Raw genomic sequence first — 13,238 nt, 5'->3', positions numbered from 1 at the left:
TGATTGAGTGCTAAGTTCAGTTATAGCGGAAGGTCTATGGTAATTTGCAAGCCCGAAAGGTGGCCCGACTCTGCGTAATAGTTGGTTGCTCTGATGCTGCCACCTACCGCAGAGATTTGCCTATGCGCTAACGCTAAGCCTAAGCCAAATCCGCTGTTTGTGGACTTATCATTTTGGTTTTTACTGGTGGTTCTTGCTTTATCAACACGAAAGAACGGCTTGAATATGTCAAGAAGCATAGCTTCTGGTACGCCAGGGCCTTGATCAGAAATCAGCAAACGATAAGCTTGTTCGTTGCGGCTAAGGGATACTTCTATTTGTCCCCCAACAGGTGTGAATCGTAGACCATTGCGAATAGTATTTTCTATTGCTTGCCCTAGCGCTTGCTGGCTGCTGTTGATCATTACTTCTTGCTCTGGCAGCTGGATTCTAAGCGCGCGGTCTGGGTATTCAAAGCGCGCGTCTTCACAAATAACTTGGATTAATTCGACTAAATCAAAATGATCCGTTTTTAAATTTGGAGATTCGGTAGTGAGCCAGGCCAAGGTCAGGGTATCTTCAACTAGATTGCGCATGGTGGTGGCTTCATAACGGAGTCGTTGTAACGCCTGTTGGGGATTTATTTTTTGCTCTACAAAATCTACCGCCATATCGATGCGGGTCAAGGGGGTTCGAAGTTCATGAGACAAATCAGCAAGAATTTGCCGTTGGTTATAGATAAGTTGGCTGATGCGTTCTGCCATCTGATCAAAAGTAGTCGCAAGGCGCGTTAACTCGTCATTTCGATCCTGTAAAGAAGGACTCACTCTCACATCAAGTTTACCTTCGCTAAACGACTTAGTGGCATTTTCTAGTCTGCGAAGTGGGGTCATAACATACTGGTAAATCACAAAACTTAAAATACATAACAGTACAAAGGGCAAGGCAATTTGCAGCAGTACCTTGGCATAAATAAGCAATGCTCCCGGGCGCATCCGTTGCGGTAACTGAATGATTAAATGGGAAGACCGGTCAGAAAACGGGATTTCCATGGTGGGGTTGGTTTCAAAATATAAGTGAATCTTCCATTCAACACTTCTTCCTAAAAGGAATTTTTCGAGATATTCATTGGGAAGCGTTGTGCCAGCAAAAGGAGTGAGTTGTGAAGTGACCACTGCGGCCCACGTATTCTCCTTACGCTGAAGTTGTTGTAACCAAGTTGCTAGTGCGGCTTCACCATGCTGATGTAATATTTGTTCTGCCTGTTCACCATAACCAAGTAGCTGTTGTTGATGTTCTTTAGAGATAAAACTCATGCTAGTTTCAGTGTGATCCGTCAACCAGCTCAAGGCCCAAAATAGTAAAACCGTGCCGCATGCGATAAATACACAGAGACGCCAAAATAGCTTATTTTTCATATAAAGCGGTAACCCTTACCATGAATGGTTGCTAAGCGTTCTGGCGACATTCCCGCATCCACCAATTTTTTGCGTACCCGGCTCATATGCATATCTAAACTGCGGTCATAACGGCTAAAAGGCCTATCCAAAACGCTTTGATATAGAAACGCCTTGCTCAAAATATCCTGCTGATTTTCGAGCATTATCCACAACAACTTAAATTGGATAGGCGTGAGCTCTACCTCTTTTTTGTCGAATAAGACTTGTTGATTTCTGCGGTTGAGTTGCAGTTTATCGACTGTAAGTTGAGTGGCAGGGGTAGTTGGTTCTGCGTAACGCTGTGTGCGTCGTAACAGTGCTTCCACACGTAACATCATTTCAGTGAAATTGAAGGGTTTAGGCAAATAATCATCAGCGCCTTTGCGGTAACCTTCGATACGTTCCTGCTCTGCGCCACTGGCCGTAATCATCATTACAGGGGTATTTTTAACTTTCCTTAATTGGTTAAGAACCGAAAAGCCATTTATAGAAGGCAACAGTAAATCTAACAAAATCAGGTCAAAGCGTTGCTGTATGGCGGTCAGTAGCCCCTTTTGGCCATCAAGACACTGTTGTGTCTGAAAACCCTTTTTTTGAAGAAGTTGAGCGACTTGATCACTGAGAACAGTATCATCTTCAATAATTAAAATGCGCGCGAGAGACATAAGCTGAGTGGTGAGGTTTGAATGATTATCAATCTTATTGATAATCATTCTTATTTGCAAGTTTATTGGTTGTTCATTCTAGCTATAAGGTAGATGAAGCATTCACCCATGCTATCAATATATATGAAAACACTATGTATTTAACCTTCACTACTACTGGTCACAATGATGAGCATTACGCCATAGATTTAAGTAACATGAACTCGGGATAAGCCATATCGTCCAGCACCGCTATTATTGCGCCTATCTTCGTTGAACTTGCTCTCAATAGCTGGCTATTGCTTCACAAGCTCGCCTTGATAAACACAATAATATCAGCACTGGATGCATTAAATTGGCGGCTAGATAAATAGTAAGACTATAACCTATTGTTTTTATTAGATTTACTTCATAGGACGCGGCACGTCTTAACCCGAGCTCGGGTTAAGTAACAACTTAGATGCATATGGTAATGTTGATGTACATGATCTTCCACACGGCTCCACGGGGGATTGGGTTGTTGATAATACCAATCCATCCTAACAATTGATCGCTCAGAGAACACCAGCGACTAATTGATAAGATGAATTGGTATAAGGCAAACGGCGATTATACTCAGGTAACCTTTCTATGCTTAGTGACTGCTAGTGCCAAAATCCCAATAATTGAATCGATAGATTGTGTTCAATTGCTCGAGTCGGGTAGGTTTGCCGATGCAAGGCAAGGCTAGTTCTTTATAGAGTCTAAAAGTACTCCGGCAGGTATTTCAGGCGAGCCTTGGTTCAGTTTTTCTGCTTTTTTGACTAGCTCAACAATGGCGTTATTGACTGGTGCTTTGATGGATTTTTTATTGGCTAGGTGGAGTATTTCACCGTTAAGAAAGTCAATTTCTGTTTTTCTATTGCGTACAAAGTCTTCATACATTGAAGAGCGTGCCAAAGGGTCAATTTTCAAACTCGCTGCGGCAATCTTTTTATAAAGCCAATTTGGTAAATTAAGGAGTACCGGCAATAATTTAGGAGGAATATTATTTGCTGATTGCACAGCTATATTATTTAAAGACAATACCTTAAGCGTTTCTTTAATGCTTTTTGCTAAAACCTTTCTGTAGTCTCGATTGCCTAATTGCTCTACTAACGGTAAACCCGATAGGGCATTAATGGCATTGTTAAGGTTCATAATTAACTTCCCCCATTGTATAGGCAGCAAGTTTTCATAGGTATTGATCGCTAAGTTAGATTTTTCGGCAACGGCAAGTAGGTCTGAAAACTCACCCGGTTTCGCTTCAATTGCCAATTCGCCTTCCGTGCCGCGGTGAAAATGTCCTGAACCTTTATTAATAACGTTAAAGGGCACCATGCCACGGATCACTCTATTTTGATTGAGAATGTCTGACAACTCATCAAAATTCCGTATCCCATTTTGAAAACTGATAACAACGGCCGAGTCCTTAAGGAGCGCTTTAATCTGCTTAGCGGTAACAACTGTATCGCCACTTTTAACCGCCACAAATACGTAGTCTGCGTCGCTTAAACTGTCTAAATCGGTAACATAATCAATATCACTGGCGACAATGCATGCGTCGATGCCGTCTAGGTCAGTGAGTTTTAGTCCGTGCTGCTTAACGTCTGCCTGTATTTTTTCTCTACCGATAAGCGTGACATTTGCACCACTGTTAATGAATCGACCACCTAAGTAGCAACCAATGCTGCCCGCTCCCAATATCACTATTTTGGGCGTATCACTTTGTAAGACGTTTGACATATTTACAATCCAATCTAAAAATTAGAGTTTCAATCAAGACAAAACCGAGTAAAAAATTGCGATAACAAACACAGTAATTTAGGACTTTGTTTCACTCAGTAACTCTTTAACAAAACCTATGAGCTGCAGCAAAAATATAACTAAAAACGGGATGGCGCCTACAATGGCAATGCTTCGATTTAATGGCTCGTTGTTTTGCACCAACAAAACATAGCCACATAAACCTAGGGCGATTGCCCAGCCGTATAAACTCCAAGATTTTACCTGACTAGCACCACTCAACTGACGTATCACTAATATGGCAGAATCGGCAGAAGTGGCCACAAAAATCAATAAAAGTAATAAACTCGCCCATACCAATACGGCCCCTTGCCATCCGAGTTGTTCAAAAAACACAAATAAACCTTGGGTGTAGTCGGATTGAATCGCCTCTAAAATGCCACTGTGATGCGCGGCATCCCATGCGATGGCAGAGCCAGAAAACACACTAAACCATAAAATGGTCACTAAAGTTGGTACCAATACGACCCCTAAGATATATTGCCACACAGGACGACCTTGGCTAATTTTGGCTAAAAACACCCCTACAAATGGCCCCCAAGCTAACCACCAAAAGTAATAATTATAGGTCCAACCGTTGGCCCATTCTGGGTTGTTGAGTTGATTGGCAAAGTGCCAAGTACCACTTGTGATTAACTGTATATAGTCCCAACTCCCTCCTATCGCGGTATCAATAATAGGTTGTATAGGTACAAAGATTAATAGCCAAACAATCAACGCAAATGCGATAAATACGTTGAGTTTACTGAGCGCTTGAATACCTTTTTTAAGCCCTAGTTTGGCCGACAAAGTGTACAAAACCACTATTAAGCTGATGATGATTAATCCTGAAAATAGCGCGGATTCGACGCCAAGTTTGATTTCTAAACCTTTTCGCAGTAACAAGGTTGAATTGGCTAGCGTGCCCACCACACCAAAAAAAATGGCAAAAATAGCCACTAATTTAATGGTAAAACTTAACTTAATTTGCCAATTTTCGGTCAATAACCCTTGGCTTACACTTAGCACTGGGGCACTAATATCTCCAGACTGACCACTTCTACTACTTAGTCCTCCTAACACTAAACCAAAGACTGCGTAAAGCGCCCAAGCGTGTGCGCCCCAATTTACCAAAGTTAACGCTAATCCACTGCTTTGCGGATCACCGAATAGCTCCGCTTTTAAGGGAGAATTAATGGTATGTAATGCAGGCTCTGCAATGCCCCAGAAAATCAGTCCAGAGCCCATGCCAGCCGCAAACAACATAGACAACCATCCAAACAAATTGAATTCCACTGTTGCCTGTTCACCGCCCATTTTTCGTCGCCCGATTGGACTAATGGCTATGACTAAAACAGCCACAAGTAATACGTTAACCAACACAAAAAACGGCGCACCCAACAAACTAAGTGATTGATTAATAACAGGTTGTAACTGAAGAGTCAGGGCGTCAGGGAATAAAAATGCGATTATCGACAAAACAATGCATAAAAATAATGCGGTTTTTTCAAGTTGATTGGTGTTTTTGAAAAGCAAAGTGATCGCTACCTGTGTGATGAAAGCCTAGGTTAATGTGGTTCAACAGGGATAGCAAATCGGCGAATCACACACTGACGATAGCCAAGGAGGTTCAATTTCGATTCAATAAATAATCGGCAAAGTAGTTTTTTTTGTCGGTAAATTTCGCACTGATGCTAAAGTCTGTTTTAACTAATATTTTCGCCAATACTTGATCATCGTATTTACGTGATATCTCAGTGTGAATTTTCTCGCCTGCTTGAAAGTTATAGGTTTTGCCCGTCGCCGCAATTTCCACTGATTGGACTTTGTTACTTAATAAGTAACTCTTTGCGATACCTTCATTTTCATTATATTCAGGGGCATGAACAAATCCATCAGGGTCAAAAGTGGCACCTAATTCAGCATTCATTCTATGTAATAAATTAATATTAAACGAAGAGGTGATGCCACTCTCATCGTTGTAAGCAGGCAATACAACATCGGCGGGTTTGATTAAATCTGTGCCCAATAATAACTTATCGCCTTTGCTTAAATTAGCGCCCAATTGGTAAAGAAAGTCACTGGCTTCGGGATCTGTCATATTGCCGATATTTGACCCAAGAAACAGTACGATTTTGGGGTGATGGCTGTCTTTAACCGAACCCAACATATCAAAATAGTCACCGTGTTTGGGCACAACTGAAACTTGTGGTAAATAACGCTGTAATGATTGCTGCAATTGATCTAGTGCATTTTGAGAGATATCTACTGGCAGATAATCAAACTGATAGCCTTTTTCACTCAATGCCTCAAGCAATGTGCGAGTTTTACTGCCATCTCCGGCCCCCAGTTCTATTAACTCAAAATAGTCATTTTTACTGGCTTGAAATGATGCAATTAATTCATCTGTTTGTGTTGTAAAAATCTCCATTTCACAACGAGTTAAGTAGTATTCTGGCATATTCATAATTTCTACAAACAGCTCATCGCCATTTTTGTCATAGAAATATTTTGAAGGTAAGGTTTTCTCAGTTTTGCTTAAACCTGCATCTACATTTTTGGCAAATTGTTCAATCATAGTGTTGATGTATCCCTCAATTAGAGTATCGCTAGGTTATTTAACTAGACGAATACCAGAAAACTGCCATTGGTGGTGTGGTTGAAAAAAGTTTCGGTAAGTCGAGCGGGAATGATCCTTAGAAGTTGCAACAGAAGCCCCTCTCAATACCATCTGATTAACCATAAATTTACCATTATATTCGCCCACTGCACCTTCACTGATAGCAAAGCCGGGATAGGGAAGGTAAGCAGACGAGGTCCATTCCCAACGTTGCCCCCAATCAAATTGACTTGAAGCCACTTCCCATTCAAATTCGCTAGGGAGACGCATGTTCTTCCAGCTGGCAAAGGCATTGGCTTCGTAATAAGAAATATGCGACACACTGGCTTCATCATCTATTGGTTGTAAACCCGCGAGGGTGAAATTAAACCACTGTCCATCAATTTTTTGCCAATACAAGGGACTACGAACTTGGTTGTTAGTTAACCATGCCCAGCCGTCGTCTAACCAATGACTAAAAGTTGTATAGCCATCATCTTCGATAAATTCTATGTATTCCCGGTTGGTGATTAGTGCGCTGGCAATCTCAAACTTTTGCAGTAATACCTTATGCTGGCAACGTTCATTATCGAAACAAAAACCATCGCCGTTATGGCCTATATCATATATGCCCTCTTCAACGCTAAGCCATTCACCCTCTTGCTCTTTAGTAATAGGCAATTGGGCTACAAGATTAAAGTCTTGATGGTAAACAGGCTGGATAGGGTTGAGTGAAAATGTATATTTAAGATCCGTTAGTAGTAATTCTTGATGCTGTTGCTCATGATTGATGCCTAAAGTGATCAGTGCTTTTATGTCATCAGATAGGTCATTTTGTATGTCTTCGATAAGGAAACGCTGCATGTGCTCGTCTACATGATGACGATATTGATAGACTTGTTCTACGCTAGGGCGGGTCATAATGCCACGTTGTGCTCGCAGCGCTTTTTCACCCACAGTTTGGTAATAACTATTAAATAAAAATCCAAAGTGGCTATCAAACACGGCGTAATCCTCGACGTATTTAGTCAGAATCATTTCTTCGAAAAACCAAGTGGTATGGGCTAAGTGCCATTTAGGCGGGCTAGCGAAATCAGCGGCTTGGGGAACGTAATCTTCGATGTTTAGTGGTTTGCAAAGCCGCTCAGTATATTGGCGTGTTTTTTGATACTCGGTAAAAAGTGGAGATAATGACAAAGTGCAAAATCCTTTTAATTATATATTAGCTTTAATACGCGCAAAGTAGGTTTGCCAGCTTTCGTGCTCACGCCCTGCAGCAGTTAAATAATGGCTAACATTGTTAGATTTACCCTCTCGAATTCCCTGATAAATTCCTGCAATGATTGTTCCTATAAAATCACCTAGCGCGGCTTTTCGTTCTCCACGGTATTCTTCAACTGTCATCGATTTGTAAATCAAATTAGTGCCAAAGGCGCTATTAAAATACTCAGCAAGTTGTTGTTGGGTAATGGCTTCACCATGTAAATTGTAGGTGTGCCCGTTGTGCTTATTTTCGGTAAGCATTCTTGCATAGGCGTAAGCTAACTCGTTTCTTGAGGTAAAACCACAACGGCCATCACCCGCACAATTAAAAATGCCACCGGCTTTTTTGTAATTTTCGATGTATTCAATATCCGGCTCTATATAAATCCCGTTGCGGCCAACGACCCAATCCAAGCCACTACTAACGACATCTTTTTCAGTTTGACGGTTACTTTGCACCACAGGTGAAAAAGCGGTGTTTTCTTCAGCCCCTTGGACACTGGTATACACAATTTTTTTCACGCCGGCTTTTTTGGCAGCTTCGATAACGTTTCTATGTTGATCAATTCGCTTGTCTGGCGCATCCATCCCCGACACTAATAAAAGGGTGTCGACAGACCGTAAGGATTGTTCTAGTTGCTTTTGATCATTGTAATCTCCGGGTCGAACTTCAACACCCAAATGTTTAGCTTTGTCTGGGGTACGCGCTAAACCGATAACATTTTCTTTTGATACTAAAGCAACCGTGGCGTTAACAATGGCAGAACCTAAATTTCCGCTGGCGGCTGTGATGGCTATTTTCATTAGTGCATTCCTAGTCCGCTAATCATGAGTCCTCGCATTTATGTTAGGCATTAAATCAAACCAAGATTAAGTTTTTGTTGCGATAAAAATTAATAATTGCTTAAAAACCTTTAATTCCTTCCCATCACAGAAAAAGACCTTCTCGATGGACTGAGTATTTCACTAGGTTCAAAATTAATACATAGCGTTGCCATTTTTGGATACCGCTGGTATTTCCTGAATTGAATCCCAGTGCTCTACTATTTTCCCTTGCTGATCAAAACGGAAGAAATCCATGGTCACGTATTCATCGCCGTCTGGCCATGTTTGATGGGTATGTAAAGCGACCAAATTACCCTCAGCAATAGTGCGTACAAATTCAATACTTTTGTTTGGATAGTCTCGGTGCATTTCACTGAAGTAGTCAATAAATGCTTGCTTACCATCGGCTACAACGGGGTTATGCTGGATATATTCATCACCAGTATACAATTCTACAGCTTTAACTGGGTCCCCCAAATAAGCGGTTTTATAGAAAGCGATAGCGTTTTGTTTATTTAACTCTGTATTTTGAACCATAATTTGCCCTTAACAATGAGTATCATTTCAATCAGTTATTATCTCGCTGATAGTTGCGCATGCAATGCTTTTTTATGCTTCTAAGCCGGGTGGCAAAGCTGTCAGGCCTATTGCGCCAAGAATAGTCAGGAAATCGCACCAAACGTCTAATATTCGAAATACGACTGTTACGTATAAAGTAAAGTGCACTTTTTAGCCGTTGTTGTGTTTTTATGGGGTAACTGAATTGCTTCAATTATGAAGAGACAAACTATTCAACGGTAGTTGTATCTGAACTTTCAAACCACTATCGTGATGATTCAATAGGGTCAATCTACCACCGTGAGATTTGATAATATTATCTGCAATACTTAGCCCTAAACCTATACCACCGGTATCCTGACTCCGTGATTGTTCAAGTCGATAAAACGGCCTTAAAACCGTCTTTAACTGGTCTTCTGGAATACCCGCGCCGTTATCTATAACCTCTATTGAAGCGTAGTCATCATTTATTGATAAACTCACTTGTGCTCCATTGGCATATTTTATGGCGTTATCGATAATATTCTGTAAACAACGACGAATTTCTGCGGGGCGGCAGGTTAAGTTGATTGAATCGCCAGCATATTGATAAGTCACTGGCCGGCCTTCATCGGCCAAATCCGTACAATAACTTTCTACTAATGCGCTGATATTTACACTACGCATCGGTTCATCAGGGTTATAACCTCGCAAGAAATCGAGTACTGATTGGATCATTTGGCGCATATCTGCAACCACTTTAAGCATGCCCACACGTTCATGTTCATTTTCTAATAGGTCACTACGCAGTTGCAAACGAGTCACTGCAGAACGTAAATCATGGGAAATGGCTGATAACATTTCACTCTGACTATGTAACAGGTTGGCTAAGCGAGTTTGCATAGTATTGAATGCTTTGGCTGCCATGGATATTTCTTTGGCTCCGCTTTCATCCAATGGTGGACTATTAATATCCATGCCAATTCGATTGGCGGCATTCGCTAATTTTTCAATCGGTGCGATGGTTTTTTGAATTAAATACCAAGCGAGTAATAAGGCTAGTGCACCTTCCAATAGAATAAAGAAAATGACGCTATCTTGTAATAAAGATTGGCTTTCAGGTAAAACTGAATGAAAGGTTATCTGTTGACCGTTGGCAAAATTTATCATAATTAGCACATCAAAACCTTGGCGTAAGGTGGTACGTCTTTCCAGAATTGGGGTATTTTCAAAGCGACGCACGCAGACGTTTGCGTCAATTCCAGGTAGTTTAGAAAATGCCAGACTGAGCTTGCTTGAAATATGCTCCGAAAAATTATTTTGTTGGCAAGCCACTTCTTTGATTGAGATGACATCTGGAAACAAGGCTAAAAATTGGGTTTCTGCGGCGGCTAATATTTTTTGACGATCTTGCTGGGGGAAACCATATGCTAAATCAACAATTCCAATTATTCTGTCGGCGAGATCAGTTGCTTCTGCAGATAATACTGCATTATCTCGGTTGTGTTCGAAAATAATTAAGGTGATCATCTGTGACAGAATGAATACCGTGCCTAGAATGATAATGGTACGGAATTTTAGGGTGAGTGATTGCCAAAAATTCACTGTGCTTCTACATGGCAAGTGAAGATATATCCCGTTCCCCAAGAGGTTTTAATGATCTCCGGCTTTTTACCATCATCGCCTAATTTACGCCGTAGGCGACTGACATGAGAGTCAATGCTGCGATCAAAAGGGGTACTATTTCTGCCTTTGGTTAAATCTAATAATCTGTCGCGGGACAGCGGTACCCGTGGATATTGAACAAAAGTGAGTAACAATTGTGTCTCGCTAGTAGAAAGTGGAATGCTAGTGCCTGTTGTGTCAAAAATTTCCATCTGATTGGGTTTGAAGCTCATACCAGCAAAACTATAGACACCTTTACTTACTTGAGCGTTGCCTGATTTGACTCGTCGCAACACCGCCTTGATCCGTGCAATTAACTCGCGCCTGCCAAACGGTTTGACAATATAGTCATCTGCTCCTAATTCTAATCCAACTACGCGATCAATCTCTTCATCTTTGGCGGTTAGCATAATCACCGATGGCATATTAGGATCGGCACACAACTGGCGGCAAAGTTCAAATCCATCGAGGCCAGGCAGCATCACATCCAGTAAGATTATATCGGGTTTTTCTTCCGCCAATTTCTGCCACATATCTTCGCCATCCACTGCTGCACTGGCGGAATATCCGTCGGCTTCCAGCAATTGGCAAACCAGTTCACGAATGTCCTGATTATCATCAACGATCATAACGTTCGTTGGTATTGATGGATTGACTGTAGTCATCATTAGTGTGTGGAGGTCCCATTAAGCTGTGCAAATTTTCTTAATCTTTAACATACATCACAACCATTAAAAAAAATACGTACTTGCCGCGTTGCTACACTTTTTTACACTTTTGACAATCTTTTCCAATAGTAACAATGCAAGAATCGGTGCACAGGCTTAGATTTCTAATTGAAGGAGAGGGCCATGCTAAAAAGTATATTCGGGCAGGTTTTAGTTTTATTAATGGTGGGTAACCCCTTTAATGCCCATGCAATAGAAAAAATGACTGGGCTTGAATTACAAGCTGTTTGCCAGGCATTTGAAAAAGAAAACGATTCAGCGTCAATCGATAATGAACAAGCACTTTGTGCGATGTACATAAAAGGATATCTCGCTGGCGAGAAGCTCTATCGTGCTGAAAAAATGCCGCCGGCTACCTTTCGTGAAAAAGCCCTCAAATCCCGTGCAGGTGGATTGCTAGAAAAATATCAAATGGCTGACGATGTAAGTTATTGCATTCCAAAGTCTACCCGTATTGAAGATATTGCTCTACTCATTAATCGGCAATCCCCCGCTAACGATGCTTCCGCAGAAAGTCTAATTAAAAGTGTATTGCAACAAGAATTTCAATGCGGCAGATAAACACTATGGGTTTTGATTCATTAAATTATGTATTTCTTTTATTAATCGCAATGTCCAGCTTGGTTGCATAGGCAAGAGGGCGCCATGAATAAACACATTATTAGTCTATTTTTAATTCTAGCCATTTTATGGCTGTTTAACTCTGGCATGTACACCCCGTTACCAATAGCACTAGGGCTAGTGTCGATTGGCTTTGTTATTTGGCTTTCACTGCGCATGGGCATTATTGATGACGAATCCCAACCTTTGCAGTTAAGTCGTAAACTACCCGCTTATTACTTTTGGCTTATCAAAAAAATTATTCAAAGCAATATTGATGTGGTGCTGCTCGTTTGGCGCGGTAACGGGGCAATTAGTCCTTGTGTGGCGTCCATACCAATCGGACAGCAAAGTGAAATAGCTAAAGTGATATATGCCAATTCCATAACGCTGACGCCAGGTACAGTAGCGATGAATATTGAAAATGACAGGGTACAAATTCATTCGTTAACTACACACAGTATGGAGGAGCTGCAACAAGGAGACATGGCTCGGCAAGTAAATCGGTTGGAGATGTAAATGTTAGTCATGTTAGCGGTGGTATTGTTAACGGTCATGTTGATGGCATTAGCCAGAGCTTTACTGGGACCCAGTATCTATGACCGCATTTTAGCAGTGAATCTATTTGGCACAAAAACAGTGCTGTTAATTGCAGTGATGGGCTTTTTGTTTGGCCGTCCTGATTTTCTTGATATTGCGCTGGTATATGCGCTGATTAACTTTATTAGCATCATTGGCGTGTTGCGATATTTTGAATACAGCGACCGTAAACAAATTGAAGGAGAACCATGATGGAATGGCTTATAGAGTTGATAATCTCTGCCTGTTTTATCCTTGGAGCTTTGCTCATATTGACAGGTGGTGTTGGTATTTTGCGTTTTCCAGATTTTTTCACCCGTATGCATGCAGCAGGGATCACTGAAACCTTGGCAACGAGTTTAATCCTGATTGGGTTGATGCTTATGGCTGGTTGGGGAATGGTGATGTTCAAGTTAGTGCTGATACTACTGTTTATTATGCTTACCAGCCCAACAGCCAGCCATGCTCTGGCAAAGTCTGCACTGCATGGGAAATTAAAGCCCATTACCTTCAACGAGCAATCAAAAGAATAACTGCACAGACCATAGTCTTTTTAGCGCTTTTAAGGAGAGATAAC

Annotated in this window: 14 protein-coding genes; 4 read left to right on the top strand and 10 right to left on the bottom strand. The window is 41.3% G+C overall.

Going from position 1 to position 13,238, the window contains the following annotated elements; genetic code table 11:
• Window positions 1-20: 20 nt before the first annotated feature.
• The 10 genes from ABJK37_RS07840 to ABJK37_RS07795 form a co-directional block, all read right to left on the bottom strand.
• Window positions 21-1,397, bottom strand: coding sequence for a histidine kinase sensor domain-containing protein (locus tag ABJK37_RS07840; protein ID WP_348351794.1), 1,377 nt, complete (start codon window positions 1,395-1,397; stop codon window positions 21-23).
• Window positions 1,394-2,083 carry a response regulator transcription factor gene (locus ABJK37_RS07835; RefSeq protein WP_348351829.1) on the bottom strand — a complete coding sequence of 230 codons (690 nt, stop codon included), beginning with the start codon at window positions 2,081-2,083 and terminating at the stop codon, window positions 1,394-1,396. The genes ABJK37_RS07840 and ABJK37_RS07835 overlap by 4 nt, the downstream gene beginning before the upstream one ends.
• 705 nt (window positions 2,084-2,788) lie before the next feature.
• Window positions 2,789-3,826, bottom strand: coding sequence for a 2-dehydropantoate 2-reductase (locus ABJK37_RS07830; RefSeq protein WP_348351792.1), 1,038 nt, complete (start codon window positions 3,824-3,826; stop codon window positions 2,789-2,791).
• Between the two features lie 78 nt (window positions 3,827-3,904).
• Entirely contained in the window at window positions 3,905-5,401 is a 1,497-nt protein-coding gene (locus ABJK37_RS07825) for a BCCT family transporter (protein WP_348351790.1), read from the bottom strand.
• 94 nt (window positions 5,402-5,495) lie between these two features.
• The gene (gene egtD, locus ABJK37_RS07820; RefSeq protein WP_348351788.1) at window positions 5,496-6,443 is read right to left on the bottom strand and encodes an L-histidine N(alpha)-methyltransferase; all 948 of its coding nucleotides are present in this window, start codon (window positions 6,441-6,443) and stop codon (window positions 5,496-5,498) included.
• Between the two features lie 36 nt (window positions 6,444-6,479).
• Entirely contained in the window at window positions 6,480-7,661 is a 1,182-nt protein-coding gene (egtB, locus tag ABJK37_RS07815; RefSeq protein ID WP_348351786.1) for an ergothioneine biosynthesis protein EgtB, read from the bottom strand.
• A gap of 18 nt (window positions 7,662-7,679) precedes the next feature.
• On the bottom strand, window positions 7,680-8,531 hold the full coding sequence (locus tag ABJK37_RS07810; RefSeq protein WP_348351784.1) for an SDR family oxidoreductase: 852 nt from the start codon (window positions 8,529-8,531) through the stop codon (window positions 7,680-7,682).
• A 174-nt stretch (window positions 8,532-8,705) separates the two neighbouring features.
• Window positions 8,706-9,089, bottom strand: a complete 384-nt coding sequence (locus tag ABJK37_RS07805) for a nuclear transport factor 2 family protein (protein WP_348351782.1) — start codon at window positions 9,087-9,089, stop codon at window positions 8,706-8,708.
• A 231-nt stretch (window positions 9,090-9,320) separates the two neighbouring features.
• Window positions 9,321-10,694 carry an ATP-binding protein gene (locus ABJK37_RS07800; protein WP_348351780.1) on the bottom strand — a complete coding sequence of 458 codons (1,374 nt, stop codon included), beginning with the start codon at window positions 10,692-10,694 and terminating at the stop codon, window positions 9,321-9,323.
• Complete coding sequence (locus tag ABJK37_RS07795; RefSeq protein ID WP_348351778.1) at window positions 10,691-11,383, bottom strand: response regulator transcription factor; 693 nt, start codon at window positions 11,381-11,383, stop codon at window positions 10,691-10,693. Before ABJK37_RS07795 ends, ABJK37_RS07800 begins: the two co-directional genes overlap by 4 nt.
• Window positions 11,384-11,605: 222 nt before the next feature.
• Between ABJK37_RS07795 and ABJK37_RS07790 the strand changes: the two genes are divergently transcribed.
• The 4 genes from ABJK37_RS07790 (at window position 11,606) to mnhG (ending at window position 13,194) form a co-directional block, all read left to right on the top strand.
• Window positions 11,606-12,043 (top strand): hypothetical protein, encoded by a 438-nt coding sequence (locus ABJK37_RS07790; RefSeq protein ID WP_348351777.1) that lies wholly within the window; start codon window positions 11,606-11,608, stop codon window positions 12,041-12,043.
• An 84-nt stretch (window positions 12,044-12,127) separates the two neighbouring features.
• The gene (locus ABJK37_RS07785) at window positions 12,128-12,601 is read left to right on the top strand and encodes a Na+/H+ antiporter subunit E (RefSeq protein ID WP_348351775.1); all 474 of its coding nucleotides are present in this window, start codon (window positions 12,128-12,130) and stop codon (window positions 12,599-12,601) included.
• On the top strand, window positions 12,602-12,874 hold the full coding sequence (locus ABJK37_RS07780) for a monovalent cation/H+ antiporter complex subunit F (RefSeq protein ID WP_348351773.1): 273 nt from the start codon (window positions 12,602-12,604) through the stop codon (window positions 12,872-12,874).
• Window positions 12,871-13,194, top strand: a complete 324-nt coding sequence (gene mnhG, locus ABJK37_RS07775; RefSeq protein WP_348351771.1) for a monovalent cation/H(+) antiporter subunit G — start codon at window positions 12,871-12,873, stop codon at window positions 13,192-13,194. The genes ABJK37_RS07780 and mnhG overlap by 4 nt, the downstream gene beginning before the upstream one ends.
• The last annotated feature ends 44 nt before the right edge of the window (window positions 13,195-13,238 follow it).

This window comes from Paraglaciecola sp. (assembly GCF_039964565.1).
Lineage (GTDB): Bacteria > Pseudomonadota > Gammaproteobacteria > Enterobacterales > Alteromonadaceae > Paraglaciecola.
Note: the sequence above shows the minus strand (reverse complement) of the source record. Positions and strands in the feature narration are given on the sequence as shown.

Excerpts from the sequence above, each read along its gene's own strand:
- ABJK37_RS07840 (WP_348351794.1), bottom strand. The coding sequence starts at position 1,397 with ATGAAAAATAAGCTATTTTGGCGTCTCTGTGTATTTATCGCATGCGGC.
- ABJK37_RS07835 (WP_348351829.1), bottom strand. The coding sequence starts at position 2,083 with ATGTCTCTCGCGCGCATTTTAATTATTGAAGATGATACTGTTCTCAGT.
- ABJK37_RS07830 (WP_348351792.1), bottom strand. The coding sequence starts at position 3,826 with ATGTCAAACGTCTTACAAAGTGATACGCCCAAAATAGTGATATTGGGA.
- egtD (WP_348351788.1), bottom strand. The coding sequence starts at position 6,443 with ATGATTGAACAATTTGCCAAAAATGTAGATGCAGGTTTAAGCAAAACT.
- ABJK37_RS07810 (WP_348351784.1), bottom strand. The coding sequence starts at position 8,531 with ATGAAAATAGCCATCACAGCCGCCAGCGGAAATTTAGGTTCTGCCATT.
- ABJK37_RS07805 (WP_348351782.1), bottom strand. The coding sequence starts at position 9,089 with ATGGTTCAAAATACAGAGTTAAATAAACAAAACGCTATCGCTTTCTAT.
- ABJK37_RS07795 (WP_348351778.1), bottom strand. The coding sequence starts at position 11,383 with ATGATCGTTGATGATAATCAGGACATTCGTGAACTGGTTTGCCAATTG.
- ABJK37_RS07790 (WP_348351777.1), top strand. The coding sequence starts at position 11,606 with ATGCTAAAAAGTATATTCGGGCAGGTTTTAGTTTTATTAATGGTGGGT.
- ABJK37_RS07785 (WP_348351775.1), top strand. The coding sequence starts at position 12,128 with ATGAATAAACACATTATTAGTCTATTTTTAATTCTAGCCATTTTATGG.
- ABJK37_RS07780 (WP_348351773.1), top strand. The coding sequence starts at position 12,602 with ATGTTAGTCATGTTAGCGGTGGTATTGTTAACGGTCATGTTGATGGCA.
- mnhG (WP_348351771.1), top strand. The coding sequence starts at position 12,871 with ATGATGGAATGGCTTATAGAGTTGATAATCTCTGCCTGTTTTATCCTT.